Origin of the sequence: Streptococcus mitis (assembly GCF_000960005.1) — a bacterium.
In the GTDB taxonomy this organism is placed as follows: Bacteria; Bacillota; Bacilli; order Lactobacillales; family Streptococcaceae; genus Streptococcus; species Streptococcus mitis_CK.
Window position 1 is genome coordinate 1143014 of sequence record NZ_JYGP01000002.1, and the last position, 23673, is coordinate 1166686.

Sequence of the window (23673 nt, forward strand, 5' to 3'; positions counted from 1 at the left end):
AATAAGGAGTTATTCATATGGCTACAATGAAAGCAGCTCGCTGGCATGCAGCAAAAGATGTTCGTATTCAAGAAGTAGAAGTCCCTGAGGTACTTCCGCACCAAGTAAAAGTTGCTGTTAAATTCACAGGAATTTGTGGTACTGACCTCCACGAATTTTTAGATGGCCCTATCTTCATCCCAACAGAAGAACATGTCTATTCTGGTCAAAAAGCACCAGTAACACTGGGACATGAATTTTCTGGTGAAATTGTAGAAGTCGGAAGCGATGTTACTCGTGTTAAAGTTGGTGATCGTGTTGCTATAGAACCAATTCTAGCTAAGAATAACTTAGTTGGTAATTATAATTTGGATCCAAACCTTAATTTTGTTGGTTTGGCTGCAGATGGTGGATTTGCCAAATATTGTGTTTTAGACGGTGACTTAGTACATGTCATTCCAGATAGCTTAAGCTATGAGCAAGCTGCTCTCACTGAGCCAGCTGCTGTTGCAGTTTATGCAGTTCGTCAATCAGCACTAAAAGCTGGTGATACTGCTGCTGTCTTTGGCTTAGGTCCGATTGGTCTCTTAATTGTAGAAGCCCTTCGTGCAGCGGGTGCTTCTAAGATTTATGCTGTTGAACTATCACCTGAACGTCAAGCAAAAGCTGAAGAGTTAGGAGCTATCGTTGTCCGTCCGGAAGAAGGTGAAACAGCTGTTGAAGCTATTCATCGTTTAACAAACGGTGGTGTAGATGTTTCCTATGAAGTAACGGGTGTGCCAGTAGTTTTAGGACAAGCCTTAGCTGCCGTACATAAAGCAGGTGAGTGCATGGTGGTCTCTATCTGGGAACGAGAAGCAAATATTAATCCGAATGAATTTGCAATCCAAGAAAAGACACTAAAAGGAATCATTGCTTATCGTCATATCTTCCCTAAAGTATTAGAATTGATGGAACAAGGCTACTTCTCTGCTGAAAAATTAGTTACTAAGAAAATTAAATTGGAAAATATCGTCGAAGAAGGCTTTATCGAATTAACTCAAGATAAGTCACAAATTAAAATTTTGGTAGAACCAGAATAAAAATCAATCTTTTTAAGACAATACTAACAGGTCGGAGTAAACTTACTTCGACCTTTTGAAATATAATACTCTTCGAAAATCTCTTCAAACCACGTCAGCTTCCATCTGCAACCTCAAAACAGTGTTTTGAGCAACCTGCGGCTTGCTTCCTAGTTTGCTCTTTGATTCCCATTGAGTATGAGAAGAAATATAGTGGATACTCTTTAACATTAACCACTCCACCTGACTAGGCAATATTCTTTTTCACTCCTACCAAATCCCATTAACTATTTTGGCTTTATTTCCAGAAGATTTTATGGTAAAATGAAGAGTAATAATATTTATTAAAGAGGTAAAAACATGATTGAAGCAAGCAAATTGAAAGCTGGTATGACATTTGAAACTGCAGACGGAAAATTAATCCGCGTTTTGGAAGCTAGCCACCACAAACCAGGTAAAGGGAACACAATCATGCGTATGAAATTACGTGATGTCCGTACTGGTTCTACTTTTGACACAAGCTACCGTCCAGAAGAAAAATTCGAACAAGCTATTATCGAAACTGTCCCAGCTCAATACTTGTACAAAATGGATGAAACTGCCTACTTCATGAACACTGAAACTTACGACCAATACGAAATCCCAGTCGTAAACGTTGAAAATGAATTGCTTTACATCCTTGAAAACTCTGATGTGAAAATCCAATTCTACGGAACTGAAGTAATCGGTGTAACTGTACCAACTACTGTTGAATTGACAGTAGCTGAAACACAACCATCTATCAAGGGTGCTACTGTTACAGGTTCTGGTAAACCAGCAACTATGGAAACTGGACTTGTTGTCAACGTTCCTGACTTCATCGAAGCTGGACAAAAATTGATCATCAACACTGCAGAAGGAACTTACGTTTCTCGTGCCTAATCTCTAGAAAGAGGTCATTCTATGGGAATTGAAGAACAATTTGGCGAAATCGTTATCGCTCCACGTGTACTTGAAAAAATCATTGCCATCGCAACTGCTAAAGTTGATGGTGTCCACTCATTTTCAAATAAATCCGTATCTGATACCCTATCAAAACTCTCTCTTGGTCGTGGCGTCTACTTAAAAGAAAGCAACGAAGAGCTAACTGCTGACATCTATCTCTACCTTGAGTACGGTGTGAAAGTACCAAAAGTGGCTCTTGCTATTCAAAAAGCAGTAAAAGATGCTGTCCGTGATATGGCTGATGTGGAACTTGCTGCTGTTAACATCCATGTTGCAGGAATCGTTCCAGATAAAACACCAAAACCTGAGTTGAAAGATCTATTTAACGAGGACTTCCTCAATGACTAGTCCATTATTAGAATCTAGACGCGAACTTCGTAAATGCGCTTTTCAAGCTCTCATGAGCCTTGAATTCGACACAGATATGGAAACAGCTTGTCGCTTTGCCTACACACATGACCGTGAAGATGAAGATGTGCAAATCCCTGCCTTTCTGATGAACTTGGTTTCTGGCGTTCAAGCTCAAAAAGACGAGTTGGATAAACAAATCAACCAGCACCTCAAGTCAGGCTGGACAGTTGAACGATTGACCTTGGTCGAAAAAAACTTACTACGCTTAGGTATCTTTGAAATCACATCATTTGATACACCTCAGCTGGTAGCAGTCAATGAAGCTATTGAACTTGCTAAGAATTTTTCAGATCAAAAATCAGCCCGTTTTATCAATGGACTGCTTAGTCAATTTGTAACTGAAGAATAGTAAATAGAAAAAGTGTTTGACAGACATCAAACACTTTTTTCATTGCCTCCCATTATCTTAAAAAGTGGTAATAGACATAATTATAAACAAAAATCCAGAGGGGGGTTGCATGGTTGAGAAAGTTAAAAAAACTATGGCAGAGAATCGTTAATCTAAGATTATCGGTAGAACGATAAACAAGGGCGAAAAAGAGACCAATCACACTATAATATAATAAACTAATCGGGTCTCGATGAGATAGTATCAAATGACTGAGTCCAAAGATCAGGCCTGATAGGATGACATCTAAATAATACTTTGACTTAGGAAAGAAGGTATTCATAAAATACCCTCTATCAAGAGTCTCCTCAAAAATAGGACCGATGATTACAGGCAGGACAAAAGATAAGATAGTCGATAAAAACGTTGGTTGTCCATTTGAAAGAACAACGGTAAAATACTCATCATGAATATTCCTATGATTAATCAAATGAGCATAGCGTGCCCAAAAATTACCGAGAATCTGATAAACCACATAACCTGAAAATAAGTAAAAGACAAATGACCAGTTCCATCTCTTTTCCTCAAAGATAAAGAGCATCTCTTTCTTTTTTAACCACCAAATTAATAGAAGGAAACTTCCTACTAATCCCATTGTTAAAATAAGAGAATAGACATCAGCGCCTAACCCTAAAATTATCGTCACATACAATCCAATTGTTTGTGGTAAATAGGTAGATAGTAAAATAATAAGCAAAAATATGCCAAATTGTCTTAGTTTCTCTATGTTTCTCATCATACTTTTTTTGAAAGATTATCCTGCTCGGAGGCCATACTTCCAAGCATCCCTATAAGAATTAAGCGCCCCTTGCCCCATATAAGGAGCAAAGTCTCTATAATATAACCATCTTCCCTCACCATCTTCCCAAACAGCAAAACCACCTGAAGTTTTCTCTAAGTCCTCATTTGAAAGAACTGTAAATGCTTCTGTACCTGTCATTGCAAGTACCTCCTTAAAATAAATTTTTGTAAGCTTACATCTACAGTATACATCTTTTTTGTCTATTTTATTAATCTTCCTCTCAACTGTCAATTTTTCGGTCTGAAGTGTATTTTTCTAAAAAATGAGACCTTTCTAGCCTCATTTAGTCATTTTTAGTATTTTCTAAATCGTTGATAACGCTCTTCCAACAACTCTTCTAGCGGTTTTTGTGAGAGTATAGATAGCTCAGCTTGAAGTTCTTTTTTGACATTCTTAATTAGTTCTTTGCTAGAAAGTCCTGCTTCAGAAATCACCTTGTCCACCACGTCCATTTCTAACAGTTCATGCGAAGTGATTTTCATCAGTTCTGCTGCTTCCATGGCACGACTGCCATCCTTCCATAGAATGGAAGCAAAACCTTCTGGGCTGAGAATGGCATAGATAGAATTTTCCAGCATCCAGACACGGTCTGCGACTGCTAGAGCCAGAGCTCCTCCTGAACCACCTTCACCGATAATAATGGCGATAATAGGAACTTTCAGGTCACTCATTTCCATGAGATTACGAGCGATAGCTTCCCCTTGACCACGTTCTTCCGCTCCCACACCAGGATAGGCACCTGCAGTATTGATAAAGGTCACAACTGGACGGCCAAATTTTTCAGCCTGTTTCATCAACCGTAAAGCCTTGCGGTAGCCTTCTGGATGCGGTTGGCCAAAATTCCGCTTGAGGTTATCTTGTAAACTCTTGCCTTTTTGGATACCAACCACTGTTACAGCTTGATTTCCAAGCCAGCCAATACCACCAACAACTGCACCATCGTCACGAAAAGAACGGTCACCGTGTAATTGGATAAATTCATCAAAAATGCCTGTCGCAAAGTCCAAGGTTGTCAAGCGACTCTGCTCACGCGCTTCTCTGACTATTTTTGCAATATTCATCTAGGACCCCCTCCGTGCAATCTGACTAGGCTAGCAATCGTATCTGGTAAGTCTCTTCTTTTGACAATAGCATCCACAAAGCCATGTTCTAATAGGAATTCTGCCTTTTGGAAATTCTCAGGCAAGCTTTCACGAACTGTATTTTCAATGACACGACGCCCAGCAAAACCAACCAAACTTTGTGGTTCAGCTAGAATGATATCGCCTTCCATAGCGAAAGAAGCTGTCACACCACCTGTCGTTGGATCTGTCAAAATCGTTAGATAAAAGAGACCAGCATTTGTATGCCGTTTAACTGCTGCAGAGATCTTGGCCATCTGCATGAGACTCATGATTCCTTCCTGCATACGGGCTCCACCAGAAGCTGTAAAGAGAACAACTGGTAACTGTTCAACAGTCGCATACTCAAACAAACGAGTGATTTTTTCACCTACAACCGTACCCATAGAAGCCATGATAAAGTTAGAATCCATAATCCCAAGAGCCACAGTCTGACCTTTTATAAGAGCAGTTCCTGTAACAACGGCTTCATCCAGACCTGTTTTTTCACGCATAGTTGCTAGTTTCTTTTGATAACCTGGGAAATGCAAGGGATCCTTGCTTTCAATCCCTGTAAACAATTCCTTGAAGGTTCCCATATCAATCGTCAAAGCCAAGCGTTCTTGGGCAGAAATACGAAAGGTGTAACTACAGTGCGGACAGATACGCTCACTTCCCAGATCCTTCTGATAGATGGTATGCTTACAGCCTGGACACTGGGAGAATAATTCATCTGGAACCTCTGGCTTAGCTTGAGGTTTTTCCCTAACCGAACGATTGGGATTGATTCGAATATACTTATCTTTTTTACTAAATAGAGCCATTGATTCCCCTTTTCGGTTTAAACTCTTGAAGTCATTTTATTCTTTTTCTTGATATTTAGGTAAGAAGGTTTCCATCAAGAAGGAAGTATCGTAATCTCCAGCAATGACATTGCGATCTGAAATGAGGTCAAGCTGGAAATCTGCATTGGTCTGCACCCCTTCTATCTCTAATTCATAGAGGGCACGTTGCATTTTCATCAAGGCGTCAAAACGATTTTCGCCGTGTACGATGATTTTGGCAATCATACTATCATAATAAGGTGGAATGGTATATCCTGGATAAACTGCTGAATCCACGCGCAAGCCAACTCCACCACTTGGCAGATGGAGATTAGTAATCTTACCTGGACTTGGAGCAAAGTTAAAGGCTGGATTTTCTGCATTGATACGACACTCGATGGCATGACCGCGTAGGACAATATCTTCTTGCTTAACAGACAGGGGCTGACCTGCCGCAATGCGAATCTGTTCCTTAACGATATCCACACCTGAAACAAACTCTGTTACTGGATGCTCTACCTGAACACGTGTATTCATTTCCATGAAATAGAAATTGCCACTTGCTTCATCAAGCAGAAACTCAATGGTCCCTGCATTCTCATAGCCAACAGACTCTGCAGCTCGAACAGCAGCCGCACCGATTTCATGACGCAACGTTTTTCCGATTGCAATTGAAGGGCTTTCTTCCAAAACCTTTTGATTATTCCGTTGAAGAGAACAATCCCGTTCCCCCAAGTGAATCACATTCCCATGTTCATCTCCTAGGATTTGAACCTCGATGTGACGTGCTGGATAGATAACCCGTTCTATGTACATAGCACCATTGCCATAATTGGCCTTGGCCTCACTAGAGGCAGTTTCAAAGGCTGAAACGAGGTCTTCTGGTTTTTCAACCTTACGAATCCCTTTACCACCTCCACCTGCTGAAGCCTTGAGCATAACAGGATAGCCAATTTTTTCAGCAACAATCAAAGCTTCTTCAGAGTTATGCACTTCTCCATCCGAACCTGGAATGACAGGCACACCAGCTTTAATCATCTGAGCACGCGCATTGATCTTATCCCCCATCATATCCATAACATGACCAGATGGACCGATAAACTTGATACCAACTTCTTCACACATGGTTGCAAATTTGGAATTTTCACTGAGAAATCCAAAACCTGGGTGAATGGCTTCTGCCTCAGTCAAGACTGCAGCTGATAGAACCGCATTGATATTGAGATAAGACTCTGTTGCCTTGCCAGGGCCGATACAAACTGCTTCATCTGCCAAAAGCGTATGAAGGGCTTCCTTATCAGCAGTTGAATAAACCGCCACCGTTGCGATTCCCAACTCACGCGCCGCACGGATAATACGAACCGCAATTTCACCACGATTGGCAATTAAAATTTTTCGAAACATGGAGAACCTCCTTAGTTCCCAATTGCAAAGGTAAGAGTACCACTAGCTGCAAGCTTGCCATCCACTTCAGCCTTTGCTTCAACCACGGCAATGGTGCCACGACGTTTTACAAAAGTCGCTGTCATAAGCAATTGGTCTCCAGGCACAACTTGCTTCTTAAACTTGACCTTATCCATACCAGCGTAAAAGACCAGTTTCCCCTTATTTTCAGGTTTTGACAACTCCAAGACACCAGCAGTTTGCGCCAAGGCTTCCATGATCAGAACACCTGGCATGACAGGGTATTGAGGAAAATGACCGTTAAAGAAGGGCTCATTGATGGTCACATTTTTGATGGCAACAATGGTGTCCTCGCTCACTTCCAAGACACGGTCCACTAGGAGCATAGGATAACGGTGGGGAAGAGCTTCTTTGATTCCTTGAATATCGATCATTTGATTCGTACCAATCCTTTACCAAACTCAACCATTTCTTCATTAGAAACGAGAATTTCCGTTACCACACCATCCTTAGGTGCTGGAATTTCATTCATGACTTTCATAGCTTCGATGATCACCAATGTTTGACCTTTTTTGACACTATCACCAACTGTGACGAAGGCAGGTTTATCAGGACCAGCAGCCAAGTAAGCCACCCCAACAAGTGGACTCTCTACAACATCTCCCTCAGCAGCTACGCTTGCTTCTGCTGGTGACGAAGTTTCTTCTATTACAGTTTCTACTGGAGCAGATGTAGGAGCTACTGGACTTGGTGTTGCTAGAACGGGCGCTGAAGCGACTTGAGCTGCAACTTCAGACACCAGTCTCGCTTCATTCTTGCTAAACTGCAACTCATCCGTCCCATTTTTATAAGAAAATTCTCTCAAACTTGACTGGTCAAATTGGGCCATCAAGTCTTTAATATCGTTTAAATTCATAGTTATTTATTCTCCCAACGTTTGAAAGCAAGAACTGCATTGTGGCCACCAAAACCAAAAGTATTTGAAATAGCGTATGGAATTTCTTGCTCCAAGCCTTGTCCATAAACGACATTGGCTTCGATATAGTCTGATACTTCACTTGTCCCAGCTGTCATTGGTACAAAGTTATGACGCATAGCTTCGATGGTTACGATAGCTTCTACCGCACCTGCAGCACCTAGCAAATGTCCTGTGAAAGACTTGGTTGATGATACAGGTACTTCCTTACCAAGAACAGCCACAATCGCACCACTTTCTCCTTTTTCATTAGCAGGAGTTGACGTTCCGTGAGCATTGACATAGGCTACTTGCTCTGGAGAAATCTCAGCTTCTTCCAAGGCTAGTTTAATGGCCTTGATAGCTCCCTGACCTTCTGGATGTGGTGAAGTCATGTGGTAAGCATCACAAGTATTTCCGTAACCAACTACTTCAGCCAGGATAGTAGCCCCACGTTTTTCAGCGTGTTCAAGGCTTTCAAGAACCAACATCCCAGAACCTTCACCCATGACAAAACCATTACGGTCCTTATCAAATGGAATGGAAGCACGAGTTGGGTCCTCTGTAGTTGAGAGAGCAGTTAGGGCTTGGAAACCAGCAATAGCAAAAGGTGTGATAGAGGCTTCTGAACCACCTACCAACATAACGTCTTGGAAACCAAATTTAATTGAGCGGAAGGCATCCCCAATCGCGTCATTTGATGAAGCGCAGGCAGTATTGATAGATTTACAAACACCGTTTGCTCCAAAACGCATAGCAACATTTCCTGAAGCCATATTTGGCAAGGCTTTCGGAAGGGTCAATGGTTTCACACGTTTTGGCCCTTTGTCATTTAGGCGAAGCACTTGATCTTCAATTTCCTTGATTCCACCAATACCAGAGGCCACAATAACACCAAAACGATCTTTATCAAGAGTCTCTACATCGAGATTAGCGTGATTGACAGCCTCTTGGGCTGCGTACAAGGCATACAAAGAATAGTTATCGAAACGATTGGTATCTTTCTTAACAAAGTATTTATCAAAAGGAAAATCTTGGATTTCTGCTGCATTATGCACATCAAAGTCACTATGATCAAATTTCGTAATTTGACCAATTCCGATTTTTCCAGTTGTCAAACTATTCCAAAATTCTTCTGGTGTATTTCCGATTGGAGATGTTACTCCATAACCTGTTACTACTACGCGATTTAGTTTCATCTTTTTTACCTCTAGCTTCTGCTACATACTTAAGCCACCATCAATGGCAACCACTTGACCAGTTAGATAATCTTGGCCTGTTAAAAATACTGTCAAATCTGCAACCTGCTCTGCCTGCCCAAATTCTTTCATAGGAATTTGCGCCAGCATGGCATCTTTTACCTTGTCTGATAGAACAGCTGTCATATCGGACTCAATCATTCCAGGTGCAATAGCATTAACTCTGATATTGCGATTGGCCACTTCACGCGCCACAGACTTGGTAAAACCAATCAAACCAGCCTTAGAAGCTGCATAGTTAGCTTGACCGATATTTCCCATCAAACCAACAACACTAGACATATTAATGATAGCACCTTCTCTGGCTTTCATCATCGGTTTTAAGACTGATTGTGTCATGTTAAAGGCACCAGTCAAGTTAACCTTGAGTACTTTTTCAAAATCCGCTTCTGTCATCTTGAGCATAAGGGTATCTTGGGTAATCCCTGCATTGTTGACCAAAACATCTACTGAACCCAGCTCAGCAATAGCTTGATCAACCATACGCTTAGCGTCTGCAAAATCGGACACGTCTCCTGATATAGGAACCACCTTGACACCATAGTTTGAAAACTCGGCTAGCAAGTCCTCTGAGATTGTCCCACGACTGTTTAAGACAATATTGGCTCCTGTTTGAGCAAACTTATGGGCAATGGCAAGACCAATTCCACGACTCGAACCTGTAATAAAGATATTTTTATTTTTTAGTTGCATTCTTTTCTCCTGTTTTCTCTTGTATTTATGGGAGAAGGGATTACTTGTTTTCTAGCAAAGTTTCCAAACTAGCCTGATCTTCAACATTGGCTAGTTTAGCTGTCTTATCAATTTTTTTGACAAAGCCTGACAAGACTTTCCCCGGTCCAATCTCGATAAAGTTAGTTACGCCTGCTTCTTGCATAACTGCAATACTTTCATAGAAACGAACTGGCTCTTTGACCTGACGCGTCAAGAGTTGAGCAATGTCTTCTTTTTGCATAACTGCAGCTTCTGTATTGCCAACTAGAGGACAAGTAAAATCTGAAAAACTTACCTGAGCTAGAGTTTCAGCTAGTTTCTGGCTAGCAGGCTCAAGGAGAGCGGTATGAAAAGGTCCTGAAACCTTAAGAGGAATCAAGCGTTTAGCTCCTGCTTCCTGCAAGAGTTCGACAGCTCGATCAACTGCTACCACTTCTCCACCAATCACGATTTGTGCAGGTGTATTATAGTTGGCTGGGGTAACTACTCCAAGTTCAGAAGCTTTTCGACAGACTTCTTCAATAACCTCTACTGGCGTATTGAGAACTGCTACCATCTTGCCAGAACCAGCAGGGGCCGCTTCTTCCATATAGGCGCCACGCTTAGCAACCAAAGCAACCGCTTCTCCAAAATCCAAGGCACCGCTGGCCACCAAGGCAGAATATTCTCCAAGAGACAAACCAGCAACCATATCAGGTTGATAGCCCTTTTCTTGCAATAAACGATAGATAGCAACTGAAGTTGCTAAAATAGCTGGTTGCGTATAGCGGGTCTGATTGAGTTTTTCTTCTTCTGTATCAATAAGATAACGCAAATCATAACCGAGTACCTGACTCGCTTGATCAATCGTTTCTTTGACAATCGGATACTGATTATAGAGTTCCCGTCCCATACCTAGATACTGGGCACCTTGACCAGCAAATAAAAAGGCTGTTTTAGTCATTTCTTACAACTCCTGCCCAACGAGAGGCTTCTTCTTGAATTTTCTTAGCTGCTCCGTAATACAAATCTTTTAGGATTTCTTCAACGGTTTCTTCTTTGGAAACAAGGCCTGCAATTTGACCTGCCATAACAGATCCACCATCCACATCTCCGTGAACAACCGCTTTGGCTAGAGCACCTGCTCCCATTTGTTCAAAAATTTCCAAATCTGGATTTTCTTGTTTAAAAGCATCTTTTTCAGCTTGTTCAAAATCACGAGTCAACTGATTTTTAATCGCACGAACAGCATGTCCAAAGTGTTGAGCTGAAATCGTAGTATCAATATCTCTAGCTTTTAAAATTTTCGCCTTATAATTTGGATGGGCATTAGACTCTTTTGCAACGACAAAACGAGTTCCAACCTGAACAGCCTCTGCACCTAGCATAAAGCCAGCTGCAACACCTTCACCATCCGCAATCCCTCCTGCAGCAATAACTGGAATAGATACAGCAGCAGCAACCTGGCGAACCAAGGTCATGGTTGTTAATTTACCGATATGCCCCCCGGCCTCCATTCCTTCTGCAATAACAGCATCCGCACCGATTTTTTCCATGCGTTTAGCTAGGGCAACACTTGGTACAACAGGAATAACCGTAATACCAGCTTCATGGAAACGTTCCATGTATTTGCTTGGATTTCCTGCGCCTGTTGTAACTACCTTAACCCCTTCCTCGATAACGAGGTCTACAATATCTTCCACAAAGGGAGACAAGAGCATGATGTTGACACCAAAGGGTTTATCAGTCAATGATTTGATTTTATCAATATTTGCCTTGACAACTTCTTTAGGGGCATTCCCCCCACCGATAATCCCTAGTCCTCCAGCCTTGGAAACAGCTCCTGCCAAATCACCATCAGCAACCCAGGCCATTCCTCCTTGGAAAATAGGATAATCAATGTTCAATAATTCTGTAATACGTGTTTTCATAGTGCCTCCATCGTTTCTTGCTTACGTAATAGTTCGATACCGTCATAATTTGACGATCAAACTATTGCCTAAACAAGAGGGAGCGGGTTTCCCTACTCCTTCTATTAATATTCTGTTTATTTTGTTTGCTCTTCAACGTAGGCAACCAAGTCACCAACTGTTTTCAAGTCATCTTCTGCTTCGATTTGGATATCAAAAGCATCTTCGATTTCTGAGATTACTTGGAACAAGTCCAATGAATCTGCGTCCAAATCATCAAAAGTTGATTCAAGTGTTACTTCTGATGCGTCTTTTCCAAGTTCTTCAACGATAATTTCTTGTACTTTTTCAAATACTGCCATGATAGGACTCCTTTAAAATAAATAGTTTTTTTATAACAATGTGTTCACCACATGATTACCTAAATTGTAAGAATGAGCGTGCCCCAGGTCAAGCCTCCACCGAAGCCTGATAGCAGAACAGTCTGACTACCATCTAAACGGATGAGGCCTTGTTCTACACACTCTGAAAGTAAAATCGGGATACTTGCTGCACTGGTATTGCCATATTCCATCATATTAGCTGGAATTTTATCTCGGTTAACACCGATTTTTCTAGCCATCTTATCCAAAATACGGTCATTAGCCTGATGAAGTAGCAGATAATCCAAGTTTGTCGCCTCTATAGGAGACTCATCAATAGTCTGTTTGATAGACTTGGCTACATCCCGAATAGCAAAATCAAAGACCGCGCGCCCATCCATCTTCAAAAATGAATCTGCATTTTCTTGATCTGAAAACGGAGAATGCAAGCCTGAATGTCCATAAGTTAGACACTCGCTACGACTCCCATCACTATTGAGACTCTCAGCCAAAAAATGCTCTTTCTCGCTAGCTTCTAGCAAGACTCCACCAGCACCATCTCCAAACAAAACAGCTGTTGATCGGTCTGACCAATCGACTGCTTTAGAGAGGGTTTCACTACCAATCACCAAGCCTTTTTGAAAGCGACCAGAAGCGATAAACTTTTCAGCAGTTGATAAGGCAAATACAAATCCACTGCAAGCTGCTGTTAGGTCAAAAGCAAAGGCCTTATTAGCACCAATATTGGCTTGGACACGAGCAGCTGTAGAGGGCATCATAGAATCTGGAGTAATAGTAGCTAGAATGATAAAATCCAGCTCTTCTCCTGTGATTTCAGCTTTTGCCATCAGTTTCTGAGCAACCTCTGTAGCCAAATCACTAGTAGATTCTGTTCTTGAAATATGCCTTTGTCGTATTCCCGTCCGACTTGAAATCCACTCATCATTGGTATCCATAATCTGAGCCAAATCATGATTTGTAACCACTTGCTCTGGCACATAATGAGCAACCTGGCTTATTTTTGCAAAAGCCATTATCTCAAATCCTCCAAAAATTGATAAAGATTAGTCAAACCTTTGCTCATAACCTCAATTTCTTGCTTACTCATACCATCAATGATTTTTTCAACCATGGCCTTGTGGAAGCGTTTATGTAGTCTATGAACCAAGCGACCTTTCTTTGTCAAATGCAGATGTACCACACGTCGATCATGTTCTGAACGAATGCGTTCAATGTAACCCTTACGTTCGAGATTATTCAAACTAGTCGTAACTGTCCCAAGAGTCACCATCAACTCTTTTGACACTTGACTTGGTGTCACATCTGGAACTTTTCCAATCACATCAATCGTATGCATTTCTTTGATGGAGATATCCTTGAAACGACTACCCCTCAAGCTAACTTCCTCAATAACGAGGACATTGTTAAATATAGACGTTAAGTATTCATTAATTCGTTGGTAGTCCAATCTTTCCTTCCCTCCTTTTCAAAAAAACTTTTAGAATCAAAACATTTGACAAAAGAATTATATCAAAGTTCAAAGAATGGTGCAAGTATTTTTTTATTTTCCTGTAAATTTAGGTCGTCTTCTTTCCGAATGAGCCCGAACTCCTTCTTTGAAATCCTCTGTTTTCGCTAGTGATTCCTGTAGGTTCAGTTCTAAAGCAGCATAATCTTGCCAGTCTTTAAATTGACTCTCCCAAACCAACTTCTTGATGGCAGCATAGGAATTAGCTGACCCGCGTCTCAATTTTTTAAGAAGCTGTTCTCTCGTCTTTTCAAGTTTATCAGCTTCAGAGACCCGATAAACAAGACCCCACTCCAGAGCTTTTTCTGCGGACAAAGCCTCACCTGTCATGGCTAATTGAGCAGCACGCGTCACACCAATACTTCGACTCAAGAGATGAATTCCTCCTGCATCCGGAGCCAAGCCAACTCCAACAAAGGCTTGGATAAATTTAGCCTTATCCGTTGCCAGACAGAAATCTGCAGCAACAGCCATATTTGCTGCGGCACCTGCAACAGCCCCATCAACCTCCATCAAGACAGGTTTAGCAATTTGCTTGATTTTATAAGAAATAGTATTGACCAATTCTGCGATTTTTGTCAATGATGGAATATCATCCTCATCCACCGCCCGCTTCATCTCTACTAAATCTCCCCCAACTGAAAAGACTTTGCCATTCGCGTTGATTAAGACAAAATGCACAGCCGGATCCTCTTCTGCCAAAGTCAGAGCTTCTAAAATCTCCTCACACATAGGAATATGAAAACCATTCGCGACCTCAGGACGATTCAAGGTAAGGATTGCCAAATCCTCTTCAAGCTGATAAATAATGTGTTCCATTTGAACTCCTTTTTATTTTATAAGCTGGTTAAATTATTTTATTTTCAAAGTATATCTTTTTTAAAATCAGAAAGCAAGAAAAAATCAACTGAAAGTGTCTCAGCCGATTAGAAAGGCTCGCTTTATACTAGAACGCATCTTATTTTCTTCATTGAAAAAAGACTTTCTTTCTGCTATAATCGTATAAAATACTTACTTTAGGAGTTCTTATGAAGGTTGTTAAATTTGGAGGTAGCTCTCTTGCCTCTGCTAGTCAATTAGAAAAAGTTTTAAACATCGTAAAAAGCGATTCAGAGCGTCGTTTTGTAGTCGTTTCTGCGCCTGGTAAACGCAATGCTGAAGATACTAAGGTTACGGATGCCTTGATTAAATACTACCGCGACTATGTTGCTGGTAACGATATTAGCAAGAGCCAAAACTGGATTATCGACCGCTATGCTGCGATGGTTAGTGAACTAGGTCTTAAACCAGCTGTGCTAGAAAAAATTTCCAAAAGCATTCGCGCCTTAGCCACTCTTCCTATTGATGAAAATGAATTTCTCTACGACACTTTTCTAGCAGCCGGTGAAAATAACAATGCTAAATTGATTGCTGCCTATTTTAACCAAAATGGGATTGATGCACGCTATGTGCACCCTCGAGAAGCTGGTATTGTGGTCACAAGTGAACCTGGTCATGCTCGAATCATTCCATCAAGTTATGACAAGATTGAGGAATTGACGAATGCAAATGAAGTCCTAGTCATTCCTGGTTTCTTTGGGGTTACCAAGGAAAATCAAATCTGTACCTTCTCACGTGGAGGCTCTGATATTACAGGTTCTATCATTGCTGCCGGTGTTAAGGCAGACCTCTATGAAAACTTTACAGACGTTGATGGTATCTTTGCAGCCCACCCTGGTATTATCCACCAACCACACTCGATTCCTGAGTTGACCTACCGTGAAATGCGTGAGTTGGCCTATGCAGGATTCTCAGTCCTTCATGATGAAGCTCTTCTACCTGCCTACCGTGGAAAAATTCCTCTAGTTATCAAGAATACCAACAATCCTGACCATCCAGGTACTCGTATTGTTTTAAAACACAGTAGTGATGAATTCCCAGTTGTGGGAATTGCTGGTGATTCTGGCTTTGTCAGCATCAACATGTCTAAATACCTCATGAACCGTGAGGTGGGATTTGGACGCAAGGTTCTGCAAATCCTTGAAGATCTTAACATCGGTTGGGAACATATGCCAACAGGTATCGACGATCTTTCAATCATCCTCCGTTCTCGCGAACTAACTCCTATCAAGGAAGAAGAAATCCTTCGTCAGTTGGTTCAAAAGGCTGAAGTAGACCATGCAGAAATCGAACACGACCTTTCTATCATTATGATTGTTGGTGAAAAGATGAAGAGCCATATCGGAGTAACTGCTACTGCGACACGCGCTCTATCTGAAAACAAGATCAACATCCAGATGATGTCGCAAGGTTCTAGTGAAGTTTCTATTATGTTCGTTGTCAATAAAGACCAAGAGAAAGCAGCAATCAAAGCCCTCTACAATGCCTTTTTCGGTGAAAGTAAGGAAGACTAACCATGGCCCAATCTCTTAACAAAACAGTGCTTCTCAATACAACAGGTACCTCCTACCTCTCTATAGCTGGGAAAGTTGGGAAATTTCTTGTCGGAGATCAGGCTCTGGAATTTTACCCAGATGTCAATGTCGAACAATTTATCCAGATTCCTTGGAGCCATATCAACCAGATTGGGGCCAATGTCACTGGGCGAAAAATCAGTCGCCACTTCGAAGTCTTTACAGACAGAGGAAAATTCCTCTTTGCTTCAAAAGACTCAGGTGCCATTCTTAAAATTGCTCGCGAAAAACTGGGCAATGACAAGGTCGTAAAACTTCCGACCCTGATTCAGACAATTAGCCAAAAATTTAAAAATCTATTTGCAAAAAAGTAGAAACTTTAGTATAATCATAGCAACGGATAAGTAGGTTATCTTCTTCTTTCAGAAAGTCTGCGGGGGCTGCGAGCAGATAGGAGGGATAGGTGAAATTCTACCGTTAGTAACAATTGCATACACAATCAAGTGCACACCTGTGAAGTTGGATGGAACCGTGGCCCTGCCACTCCAACGCTTTGTCAGGTGTGCTTTTTTCATAAAGGAGTTCTTATGTTAGATATCAAACGTATTCGTACAGACTTTTATGCTGTCGCAGAAAAATTGGCTACACGTGGTGTAGATGCTACTATCTTAAATGAGATGAAAGAAATCGACGCTAAACGTCGCGACATCTTGGTCAAGGTTGAAACTCTCAAGGCAGAACGTAACACAGTTTCTGCTGAGATTGCTCAAGCTAAGCGCAATAAGGAAAATGCAGATGACAAGATTGCTGCCATGCAAACTCTATCTGCTGAGGTCAAAGCCTTGGATGCTGAATTGGCAGAAATCGATGCTAAATTGACAGAATTTACCACTACTCTTCCAAATATTCCAGCTGATAGCGTTCCTGTTGGGGCGGACGAAGACGACAATGTGGAAGTTCGTCGTTGGGGTACTCCACGCGAGTTTGACTTCGAGCCAAAAGCTCACTGGGATCTTGGTGAAGACCTTGGTATCCTTGACTGGGAACGCGGTGGTAAGGTAACAGGCGCTCGCTTCCTCTTCTATAAAGGTCTCGGTGCTCGTTTGGAGCGTGCTATCTATAACTTTATGTTGGATGAACATGGAAAAGAAGGCTATACAGAAGTCATCACACCTTACATGGTTAACCATGATTCTATGTTTGGGACTGGTCAATATCCAAAATTCAAGGAAGACACTTTTGAACTCAGCGACAGCAATTACGTCCTTATTCCTACAGCTGAAGTTCCTCTGACAAACTACTACCGTGATGAAATCCTTGACGGTAAAGACCTGCCAATCTACTTCACTGCTATGAGTCCTTCATTCCGTTCTGAGGCTGGTTCAGCTGGTCGTGATACTCGTGGCTTGATTCGTTTGCACCAATTCCACAAGGTTGAAATGGTCAAATTTGCCAAGCCAGAAGAATCTTACGAAGAATTGGAAAAAATGACAGCCAACGCTGAAAATATCCTTCAAAAACTTAACCTTCCATACCGTGTCGTTGCTCTCTCTACTGGAGATATGGGCTTCTCAGCTGCTAAAACTTATGACTTGGAAGTTTGGATTCCAGCACAAAATACCTACCGTGAAATTTCAAGCTGTTCAAACACAGAAGATTTCCAAGCCCGTCGTGCCCAAATCCGTTACCGTGATGAAGCAGATGGCAAGGTGAAATTGCTCCATACCTTGAACGGTTCTGGACTTGCAGTTGGACGTACAGTGGCTGCTATTCTTGAAAACTACCAAAATGCAGATGGTTCTGTGACCATCCCAGAAGTTCTTCGTCCATACATGGGTGGCGCTGAAGTTATCAAACCATAAAAATAAGGCCTAGCTATTTCTAGCTAGACCTTTTTTCGTAACCAAATTAGATAAGCACCTAATACAAAGAATAAAATAGTGAGGCATATAATAGTTTCAGCCAGTACCAAATAATCCAAAAATGGAAGTTTCAAGATTCCCTGAGCCATCTTGAGCGAAGTAGCTGTGATAATGGTCGGGAAGGTGAGGGCTGAAAAGGCTGGTTGAAAGCCTTGTTTTAAAATATTGGGCAGGCGAGTCAAAACAAAGAAAAAGAAGGATTGAGAAAGCAAGATCATGACAATCAAGACCCAGGTTTGTAGGCTGGCTCCTCCAACCCGAACCAGAGAAGCCAAGAGTAGAGAGAAAGGAGCACAGTAGATTCCTTCTTGCCCAAGCAAGGCTAGTGGGAGCGGATGTTTCTTTAAATCGCTATAAATAAGGGGATAGAGATAGAAGGTTAGGAGAAAACCAAAACTCAAGGTCGCATAGGCAATTTCGATGATACCTACAAGAGGATAGGTCAAGGCTGCTACTGCTATCCCCACATAGAGAACCGTCCAGCTAGGAGTCGCATGAACCCTCCGCCCCGGATAGGCAAATTTAATGGTGAAACCAGCAATCAAGAACAAATCCAAGAGAAATGAAAACCACCAAAGTCCTTGCGCTACCAAAGGGAAATGAGGGAAGACTCGAAAGACATAAGTCGATAAAATCATCCCAGCCATGGGAAAGGTCGCCATTCCTGACAAAAGAGGAGGCTTGGTCAATTCTTGCTTTGTTTCTTTCCAATTAAAGAGATGAAGAAGCAGAAAAAAGAGCCACAAAACCAAACCTGTCAGACTCAATAGATAGGACAGAACCGGCAACGTATCTAAAATAAGATTTCCAGCTCCTGCCAAACCTAGCAAACAACCAGAAAATACCAAAGGGAGTTTTTTCATCCTAACCTCCAATAATCATGTTAGTTTCAGTATAGCATAAAAGCGCTTAAATGAGGACTTAAAAAAACGAAGTCCGATTATTTCAGACTTCATTTTACTCAGATATGAATTAGGCATAAGGTTGCAATTCTGGATTAATTGGGGTATTAGCTAGGTTGTTGGCATAGTTACAGAGGCTTGCTAGGCTGACACCAAGAACCACATCCAAAGCATTTTGTTGGGTGTATCCAGCTTCTAGAAACTCAGCCAAGGCTTCATCTCCTACACGACCCTTGGTATTGATAACTGCCAAGGTAAACTTAGCTAGGGTGTCCAATTTAGGATCTGTTTCAATTGGAGTACGATTGCGAAGGGCTTGCAGAAGGTCATCGTTCATCTGGATTTGTTTGATTGAAAAGGCTGTGTGACCTGCGACACAGAAGGCACAACCATTGGTCACGGCTGCCGTGATCTGCACCACTTCACGCTCAACGGGTGTCAGGCTGTTGCGACGATTGATAGCTCCGACAGTTCTGTAGGCTTCTAAGGCAGTTGGTGCATTTGCCAAGAGGCCGATTAGGTTGGGAATATAACCATTGTTATCTTTTTCTACTGTTTCAAGAACTTCTTTCACTTCTGCTGGTGCTGATTCGACTGTATGGATAGTAAATGTTGTCATCATAAGACCTCTTTTCATTTTGTTGAAACCTAGTCTATCACAGATTCTATACCGTGTATAATATATATTTTAAATTGCATCGATAAAAATTTTTTATGAAAGAAAAAAATCACACGCGATGTGTGATTTCATTATTTATTAAAATACTTTTTAGTTTCAGCAATAACGACCGGCGACAAGACTAAGAGGGCAATCAAGTTTGGCAGAGCCATCAAGGCATTGACAATATCTGCGATAATCCAAACCATATCCAACTCGATAAATCCTCCCAACAGAACCATGAGCACAAAGACCACACGGTAGAGCCAGATAAAGCGAACCCCAAAGAGAAACTCAAAACAACGTTCTCCGTAATAGTTCCAACCTAGAATCGTTGTAAAGGCAAAGAGCACAAGGAAGATGGTCAAAAGGGCAGGTCCAAAGTGTGAAAAGACTGTTGAGAAGGCTGACTGAGTCAAGGCAACCCCATTTAAGTCGCCACTCCAAACACCAGTCACCAAGATGGTCAAACCAGTCAGAGTACAGATAATGAGGGTGTCAATAAAGGTTCCTGTCATGGAAATCAAGCCTTGCTCTACCGGTTCATTTGTCTTAGCCGCAGCAGCTGCAATGGGAGCCGAACCCAGACCAGATTCGTTTGAGAACACACCACGCGCCACACCATTTTGAATAGCCATTCGAATGCTAGCGCCAGCAAAACCACCCACCGCAGCAACAGGACTAAAAGCGGATGTCAATATTAAAGCGATTGTGGCAGGGAGTTTGCCAATATTGAAGAAAATAACTGTAAGTGTCCCTAAAATATAGATGATGGCCATAAAAGGAACAACAGTAGTTGAAACCTTTGAAATAGACTTGAGTCCGCCAAAGACTGCAATCGCTACTAAGACAGACAAAACAAGAGCCGTGATAGCTGGCGAAATAGTCGTTGTATTTTGGATAGATTCTGTAATCGAGTTGACTTGGGTAAAGGTTCCGATTCCCAACAAAGCTACTAAGACACCTGCGATAGCAAAAAAGATGGCAAGTGGTCGCCACTTTTCTCCCATCCCTAGAAGGATATAGTGCATGGGACCTCCCGCCACTGCACCATGGTCGTCCTTGGTACGGTATTTGATAGCTAGTAGTCCTTCCGCATACTTGGTAGCCATCCCAAAGAAAGCCGCCATCCACATCCAAAAGAGAGATCCTGGTCCACCGACCTTGATAGCTGTCGCCACCCCGATAATATTTCCCGTACCAACTGTCGCTGCTAGGGCTGTACACAAGGCCGCAAAGCTGGATACATCGCCATGCCCCTTGTCCTTAGTAAAAATAAGCTGGAAGGCCTTGGGCAGACGCAAAACCTGCAAGAGGCCTAGACGGGCAGTTAGGTAAATCCCTGTCCCGACTAAGAGAATCAAGAGGGGTGGGCCCCAAGCAAAAGCATCAATTGATTTAAGCAATTCTAACATTTCCTTCTCCTATCTTTTCAACCCCAAAAGAAAGAGCACATGCAAGATACATGTACTCTGGAATGCTTAGATAAATGCTAAAAAGCGGTCTATCCTAGCTCTGTCCTTTTACCTGAGAGTTTGAGCAGTTGCCTGCCTTGCCCCTTCGGTGCCTTTGCGGTCTCTCCAGAGTTCCGTCCATTTACAGTCATGGAAAATCAAACGATTCTCCACTTCTATTAAACTTCATTCGGTGTTGGTATTTAATTGATTCTTATTTTACAAAAAATGTTGGCTTTTGTCAATGTTTTTATCAGTAAAACTTAATTCAACAGTTTTTACTGTATAAAGTCCAAAATACTGCTATCCTTTAAAAGTGACAATAGTCGCACCACTGCCTCCAGCATTTTGTGGGGCATAGCCAAAACTCTTGACGTGTTTGTTTCTTTGTAGGTATTTGGTGACACCTTCACGGATGACACCTGTTCCGATACCATGGATGATATCAACTTGTGCCATATTGTTAAGCAAGGCTTGGTCGATAAAGGCATCTAACTCATTCATGGCCTCTTCATAACGTTTGCCTCGAAGGTCCAGTCTGGCTTGTGGGCCACGACCAGAAGTTCGTTTCACGACATTGACCTGTTTCTTCTTGACTTGCTTTTCTTGCTGGGCTTGAAAAAGGTCAAACTCTTTCTCTTCCAAGGTCATCTTAATCAAGCCAACTTGGGCTTCCCAGCGGCCGTCCTTGAGTTGACTGGTCAAGGTGCCACGCTGTCCGTAACTGAGAACAACGATATCATCTCCCACCTTTGGAGCTCGTTTTTTCTTGGCCTTTTGAAGGACTTTGTTTTTAGACAAATCTACTTTTTCAGGAGCCAATTTTTTCAACTTGGCCTTGGCTTCAATAATTTCGTGGGGCTTGAGTTGAGATTTACTATGGAGATTCTTGAGAATCTGGTCACTTTCACTTAGGGCCATATCCACAATCTCAGCAGCCTGTTCACGCGCTTTATTGAGCTCCGTTTCCTTTTCACGATTGAGCTCGTTGTAAAGTTTTTTTAGAGCACGGTTCATCTTGAGATTTTCTTGCTCCACCTCACGGATATTGTCCAAGCGTTTACGACTCTCTAGCGTCTGCTCTTCCAGTTGTTCAATGATTCGGTTGACATCATTGTCCTGATCAACCTGCTGACTGGCATCCCCTACGATAACTTCAGATAGGCCTAGACGTTTGGCAATTTCAAAGGCATTGCTTCGGCCAGGAACGCCCTGCATAAAGCGATAAGTCGGGCGAAGAGTCGCAGTATCAAACTCCATGCTGGCATTTTGCACAAAGGCTGTCTCGATACCATAGGCCTTGAGTTCGGGATAGTGGGTGGTCGCCATGGTCTTGACTTGACGCAGGCGAAGGTCCTCCAGAATAGCCATGGCAAGAGCGGCTCCTTCTTGAGGATCTGTACCAGCACCCAACTCGTCCAAGAGTAAGAGGGAATGTTGGTTGACCTTTCCAAGAATATCCACGATATTGGTCATGTGGCTAGAGAAGGTAGACAAGCTCTGCTCAATAGATTGCTCATCGCCAATATCGGCAAAGATTTCTTCAAAAATACCAACACGACTTCCCTTGTCTGCTAAAATCGGCAACCCTGACTGAGCCATAACCTGCGTCAAGCCCAGGGTTTTGAGCATGATGGTCTTACCACCAGTATTGGGACCTGTGATAACAATGGCTGTTAAATCTTGACCAAAATGGACATCATTTGCGACGGCATTTTTGACCAAAGGATGGCAGACATGGAGCAGTTGAATCTCCTGATTTTCTGACAGCTGAGGAACGACTGCTTGCCTTTCTTGGATAAAGCGGACCTTGGCACGAATCAAGTCTAGATGGCCGATAATCCAAGCGTCGTTGGCAATTTCAGCCGCATGAGGGCGAACACGCTCAGAAATTTCTTGGAGAATTCGAAGCATTTCATAGCGCTCATCTGCTCGCAGACTAGCAATTTCTTCGCTCAGTTTGACCACCTCACGGGGTTCGATGTAGACGGTATTTCCACTAGCAGAAATATCATGAACGACACCTGCAATCTTATTGCGGTAGGTGTTTTTGACTGGTAAAACCTGACGGCCATTTCTGCTAGCAACAATCCCTTCTGTCAACATCTGCGATTTTTGCTTGAGCAAGTCTTGTAAGACATCGCGGACCTGACTCTCGCTATCATGGATTTTTCGACGGATTCGCGTCAATTCTTCACTGGCAAAATTTTCAATGAAACCTGCATCATTAAAGGCCTGAAGATTTCCTTGTAATTGAGGAAAATCGTGTAATTTCTCAAACCAGAGGGTTAATTCTGTCAAGCTGACATTTTCCAGATTGGCATAAAAACTTTGCAGCTCTCGGCTAGACAGAAGCACGCGCTTCAAGAGTAGGAACTCCTCGATATTGAGGTCCGCTCCCATCTCCAACCGCTTGCAGACTCCTGCAATTTCCTTAGTTGCGAGAATGGTGAAATGCGGTTGCTCGACGAAAAGAGCCTGCATTTCCTTCATCTCAGCAAAAGCCTGTTTGATTTTATCTGCTTTGGCAGTCGGAGCCAGCTGTCTCAATTGCTCCAAGCCCTGCTCGGTCAACAAATGAGGTTCAAACAAGGCCTTGACCTTATTGAACTCTAATGTTTCTAATATTTTCTTGTTCATCTTTATTTCCTTGTCTTTGAATGTCTAGGTGTGGTAGCTTTTTA

At 42.2% G+C, this 23673-nt stretch carries 26 protein-coding genes and 1 riboswitch; of the genes, 7 read left to right on the top strand and 19 right to left on the bottom strand.

Annotated elements, in window-relative coordinates; genetic code table 11:
• The first annotated feature begins 17 nt into the window (after positions 1–17).
• The 4 genes from TZ90_RS06850 (at position 18) to nusB (ending at position 2784) form a co-directional block, all read left to right on the top strand.
• Positions 18–1061, top strand: a complete 1044-nt coding sequence (locus TZ90_RS06850) for a 2,3-butanediol dehydrogenase (protein WP_045612201.1) — start codon at positions 18–20, stop codon at positions 1059–1061.
• 339 nt (positions 1062–1400) lie between these two features.
• A complete protein-coding gene (efp, locus tag TZ90_RS06855) occupies positions 1401–1961 on the top strand; it encodes an elongation factor P (RefSeq protein WP_000568643.1) in 561 nt (186 codons plus the stop codon).
• Between the two features lie 21 nt (positions 1962–1982).
• The gene (locus TZ90_RS06860; RefSeq protein ID WP_000510575.1) at positions 1983–2372 is read left to right on the top strand and encodes an Asp23/Gls24 family envelope stress response protein; all 390 of its coding nucleotides are present in this window, start codon (positions 1983–1985) and stop codon (positions 2370–2372) included.
• Entirely contained in the window at positions 2365–2784 is a 420-nt protein-coding gene (nusB, locus tag TZ90_RS06865; protein ID WP_045612203.1) for a transcription antitermination factor NusB, read from the top strand. Before TZ90_RS06860 ends, nusB begins: the two co-directional genes overlap by 8 nt.
• A 52-nt stretch (positions 2785–2836) precedes the next feature.
• Here the strand turns inward: nusB and TZ90_RS06870 are convergent, their stop codons facing one another.
• From TZ90_RS06870 to TZ90_RS06945, 15 genes are all read right to left on the bottom strand, one after another.
• The gene (locus TZ90_RS06870; protein WP_004234086.1) at positions 2837–3559 is read right to left on the bottom strand and encodes a CPBP family intramembrane glutamic endopeptidase; all 723 of its coding nucleotides are present in this window, start codon (positions 3557–3559) and stop codon (positions 2837–2839) included.
• 18 nt (positions 3560–3577) lie between these two features.
• The gene (briC, locus tag TZ90_RS10280) at positions 3578–3763 is read right to left on the bottom strand and encodes a biofilm-regulating peptide BriC (RefSeq protein WP_045612600.1); all 186 of its coding nucleotides are present in this window, start codon (positions 3761–3763) and stop codon (positions 3578–3580) included.
• A gap of 155 nt (positions 3764–3918) precedes the next feature.
• A complete protein-coding gene (locus TZ90_RS06885) occupies positions 3919–4686 on the bottom strand; it encodes an acetyl-CoA carboxylase carboxyl transferase subunit alpha (protein ID WP_045612205.1) in 768 nt (255 codons plus the stop codon).
• Positions 4683–5549, bottom strand: coding sequence for an acetyl-CoA carboxylase, carboxyltransferase subunit beta (gene accD, locus TZ90_RS06890; RefSeq protein WP_045612207.1), 867 nt, complete (start codon positions 5547–5549; stop codon positions 4683–4685). The genes TZ90_RS06885 and accD overlap by 4 nt, the downstream gene beginning before the upstream one ends.
• Positions 5550–5585: 36 nt before the next feature.
• Entirely contained in the window at positions 5586–6953 is a 1368-nt protein-coding gene (gene accC / locus TZ90_RS06895) for an acetyl-CoA carboxylase biotin carboxylase subunit (protein ID WP_045612209.1), read from the bottom strand.
• A gap of 11 nt (positions 6954–6964) precedes the next feature.
• Complete coding sequence (fabZ, locus tag TZ90_RS06900; protein ID WP_000565509.1) at positions 6965–7387, bottom strand: 3-hydroxyacyl-ACP dehydratase FabZ; 423 nt, start codon at positions 7385–7387, stop codon at positions 6965–6967.
• Entirely contained in the window at positions 7384–7869 is a 486-nt protein-coding gene (gene accB / locus TZ90_RS06905) for an acetyl-CoA carboxylase biotin carboxyl carrier protein (protein ID WP_045612211.1), read from the bottom strand. Before accB ends, fabZ begins: the two co-directional genes overlap by 4 nt.
• Positions 7870–7871: 2 nt before the next feature.
• Complete coding sequence (gene fabF, locus TZ90_RS06910; RefSeq protein WP_000774075.1) at positions 7872–9107, bottom strand: beta-ketoacyl-ACP synthase II; 1236 nt, start codon at positions 9105–9107, stop codon at positions 7872–7874.
• A gap of 21 nt (positions 9108–9128) precedes the next feature.
• On the bottom strand, positions 9129–9860 hold the full coding sequence (fabG, locus tag TZ90_RS06915) for a 3-oxoacyl-[acyl-carrier-protein] reductase (protein WP_045612213.1): 732 nt from the start codon (positions 9858–9860) through the stop codon (positions 9129–9131).
• A 40-nt stretch (positions 9861–9900) separates the two neighbouring features.
• Complete coding sequence (fabD, locus tag TZ90_RS06920) at positions 9901–10824, bottom strand: ACP S-malonyltransferase (RefSeq protein WP_045612215.1); 924 nt, start codon at positions 10822–10824, stop codon at positions 9901–9903.
• Complete coding sequence (gene fabK / locus TZ90_RS06925) at positions 10817–11791, bottom strand: enoyl-[acyl-carrier-protein] reductase FabK (protein ID WP_045612217.1); 975 nt, start codon at positions 11789–11791, stop codon at positions 10817–10819. The genes fabD and fabK overlap by 8 nt, the downstream gene beginning before the upstream one ends.
• Positions 11792–11907: 116 nt before the next feature.
• Positions 11908–12132 (bottom strand): acyl carrier protein, encoded by a 225-nt coding sequence (locus tag TZ90_RS06930; protein WP_000257838.1) that lies wholly within the window; start codon positions 12130–12132, stop codon positions 11908–11910.
• 59 nt (positions 12133–12191) lie between these two features.
• Entirely contained in the window at positions 12192–13166 is a 975-nt protein-coding gene (locus TZ90_RS06935) for a beta-ketoacyl-ACP synthase III (RefSeq protein WP_045612218.1), read from the bottom strand.
• The gene (gene fabT / locus TZ90_RS06940) at positions 13166–13600 is read right to left on the bottom strand and encodes a fatty acid biosynthesis transcriptional regulator FabT (protein WP_000386355.1); all 435 of its coding nucleotides are present in this window, start codon (positions 13598–13600) and stop codon (positions 13166–13168) included. The genes TZ90_RS06935 and fabT overlap by 1 nt, the downstream gene beginning before the upstream one ends.
• Positions 13601–13693: 93 nt before the next feature.
• Positions 13694–14479, bottom strand: coding sequence for an enoyl-CoA hydratase (locus TZ90_RS06945; protein WP_045612219.1), 786 nt, complete (start codon positions 14477–14479; stop codon positions 13694–13696).
• A 209-nt stretch (positions 14480–14688) separates the two neighbouring features.
• Between TZ90_RS06945 and TZ90_RS06950 the strand changes: the two genes are divergently transcribed.
• The 3 genes from TZ90_RS06950 (at position 14689) to serS (ending at position 17915) form a co-directional block, all read left to right on the top strand.
• Positions 14689–16053, top strand: a complete 1365-nt coding sequence (locus TZ90_RS06950; RefSeq protein WP_045612220.1) for an aspartate kinase — start codon at positions 14689–14691, stop codon at positions 16051–16053.
• A gap of 2 nt (positions 16054–16055) precedes the next feature.
• Complete coding sequence (locus TZ90_RS06955) at positions 16056–16427, top strand: DUF956 family protein (protein ID WP_000079350.1); 372 nt, start codon at positions 16056–16058, stop codon at positions 16425–16427.
• Positions 16428–16640: 213 nt separating this feature from the next.
• Positions 16641–17915 carry a serine--tRNA ligase gene (gene serS / locus TZ90_RS06960; protein ID WP_045612222.1) on the top strand — a complete coding sequence of 425 codons (1275 nt, stop codon included), beginning with the start codon at positions 16641–16643 and terminating at the stop codon, positions 17913–17915.
• A gap of 23 nt (positions 17916–17938) precedes the next feature.
• On the opposite strand, the gene TZ90_RS06965 is transcribed toward serS, so the two are convergent.
• The 4 genes from TZ90_RS06965 to TZ90_RS06980 form a co-directional block, all read right to left on the bottom strand.
• On the bottom strand, positions 17939–18838 hold the full coding sequence (locus TZ90_RS06965; RefSeq protein WP_045612224.1) for a TDT family transporter: 900 nt from the start codon (positions 18836–18838) through the stop codon (positions 17939–17941).
• 109 nt (positions 18839–18947) lie between these two features.
• A complete protein-coding gene (locus TZ90_RS06970) occupies positions 18948–19496 on the bottom strand; it encodes a carboxymuconolactone decarboxylase family protein (RefSeq protein WP_000206768.1) in 549 nt (182 codons plus the stop codon).
• 131 nt (positions 19497–19627) lie between these two features.
• Positions 19628–20950: an alanine/glycine:cation symporter family protein gene (locus tag TZ90_RS06975; protein ID WP_045612226.1), complete on the bottom strand. Its 1323-nt coding sequence runs from the start codon at positions 20948–20950 to the stop codon at positions 19628–19630.
• Positions 20951–21040: 90 nt separating this feature from the next.
• Positions 21041–21129: riboswitch (glycine riboswitch) on the bottom strand.
• Positions 21130–21292: 163 nt separating this feature from the next.
• Positions 21293–23629: an endonuclease MutS2 gene (locus TZ90_RS06980; protein WP_045612228.1), complete on the bottom strand. Its 2337-nt coding sequence runs from the start codon at positions 23627–23629 to the stop codon at positions 21293–21295.
• Between the last annotated feature and the right edge of the window lie 44 nt (positions 23630–23673).

What these genes read in the sequence shown, in the direction of transcription:
- TZ90_RS06850 (WP_045612201.1), top strand. Translation starts at nt 18, where the DNA reads ATGGCTACAATGAAAGCAGCTCGCTGGCATGCAGCAAAAGATGTTCGT.
- efp (WP_000568643.1), top strand. Translation starts at nt 1,401, where the DNA reads ATGATTGAAGCAAGCAAATTGAAAGCTGGTATGACATTTGAAACTGCA.
- TZ90_RS06860 (WP_000510575.1), top strand. Translation starts at nt 1,983, where the DNA reads ATGGGAATTGAAGAACAATTTGGCGAAATCGTTATCGCTCCACGTGTA.
- nusB (WP_045612203.1), top strand. Translation starts at nt 2,365, where the DNA reads ATGACTAGTCCATTATTAGAATCTAGACGCGAACTTCGTAAATGCGCT.
- TZ90_RS06870 (WP_004234086.1), bottom strand. Translation starts at nt 3,559, where the DNA reads ATGAGAAACATAGAGAAACTAAGACAATTTGGCATATTTTTGCTTATT.
- briC (WP_045612600.1), bottom strand. Translation starts at nt 3,763, where the DNA reads ATGACAGGTACAGAAGCATTTACAGTTCTTTCAAATGAGGACTTAGAG.
- TZ90_RS06885 (WP_045612205.1), bottom strand. Translation starts at nt 4,686, where the DNA reads ATGAATATTGCAAAAATAGTCAGAGAAGCGCGTGAGCAGAGTCGCTTG.
- accD (WP_045612207.1), bottom strand. Translation starts at nt 5,549, where the DNA reads ATGGCTCTATTTAGTAAAAAAGATAAGTATATTCGAATCAATCCCAAT.
- accC (WP_045612209.1), bottom strand. Translation starts at nt 6,953, where the DNA reads ATGTTTCGAAAAATTTTAATTGCCAATCGTGGTGAAATTGCGGTTCGT.
- fabZ (WP_000565509.1), bottom strand. Translation starts at nt 7,387, where the DNA reads ATGATCGATATTCAAGGAATCAAAGAAGCTCTTCCCCACCGTTATCCT.
- accB (WP_045612211.1), bottom strand. Translation starts at nt 7,869, where the DNA reads ATGAATTTAAACGATATTAAAGACTTGATGGCCCAATTTGACCAGTCA.
- fabF (WP_000774075.1), bottom strand. Translation starts at nt 9,107, where the DNA reads ATGAAACTAAATCGCGTAGTAGTAACAGGTTATGGAGTAACATCTCCA.
- fabG (WP_045612213.1), bottom strand. Translation starts at nt 9,860, where the DNA reads ATGCAACTAAAAAATAAAAATATCTTTATTACAGGTTCGAGTCGTGGA.
- fabD (WP_045612215.1), bottom strand. Translation starts at nt 10,824, where the DNA reads ATGACTAAAACAGCCTTTTTATTTGCTGGTCAAGGTGCCCAGTATCTA.
- fabK (WP_045612217.1), bottom strand. Translation starts at nt 11,791, where the DNA reads ATGAAAACACGTATTACAGAATTATTGAACATTGATTATCCTATTTTC.
- TZ90_RS06930 (WP_000257838.1), bottom strand. Translation starts at nt 12,132, where the DNA reads ATGGCAGTATTTGAAAAAGTACAAGAAATTATCGTTGAAGAACTTGGA.
- TZ90_RS06935 (WP_045612218.1), bottom strand. Translation starts at nt 13,166, where the DNA reads ATGGCTTTTGCAAAAATAAGCCAGGTTGCTCATTATGTGCCAGAGCAA.
- TZ90_RS06945 (WP_045612219.1), bottom strand. Translation starts at nt 14,479, where the DNA reads ATGGAACACATTATTTATCAGCTTGAAGAGGATTTGGCAATCCTTACC.
- TZ90_RS06950 (WP_045612220.1), top strand. Translation starts at nt 14,689, where the DNA reads ATGAAGGTTGTTAAATTTGGAGGTAGCTCTCTTGCCTCTGCTAGTCAA.
- TZ90_RS06955 (WP_000079350.1), top strand. Translation starts at nt 16,056, where the DNA reads ATGGCCCAATCTCTTAACAAAACAGTGCTTCTCAATACAACAGGTACC.
- serS (WP_045612222.1), top strand. Translation starts at nt 16,641, where the DNA reads ATGTTAGATATCAAACGTATTCGTACAGACTTTTATGCTGTCGCAGAA.
- TZ90_RS06965 (WP_045612224.1), bottom strand. Translation starts at nt 18,838, where the DNA reads ATGAAAAAACTCCCTTTGGTATTTTCTGGTTGTTTGCTAGGTTTGGCA.
- TZ90_RS06970 (WP_000206768.1), bottom strand. Translation starts at nt 19,496, where the DNA reads ATGACAACATTTACTATCCATACAGTCGAATCAGCACCAGCAGAAGTG.
- TZ90_RS06975 (WP_045612226.1), bottom strand. Translation starts at nt 20,950, where the DNA reads ATGTTAGAATTGCTTAAATCAATTGATGCTTTTGCTTGGGGCCCACCC.
- TZ90_RS06980 (WP_045612228.1), bottom strand. Translation starts at nt 23,629, where the DNA reads ATGAACAAGAAAATATTAGAAACATTAGAGTTCAATAAGGTCAAGGCC.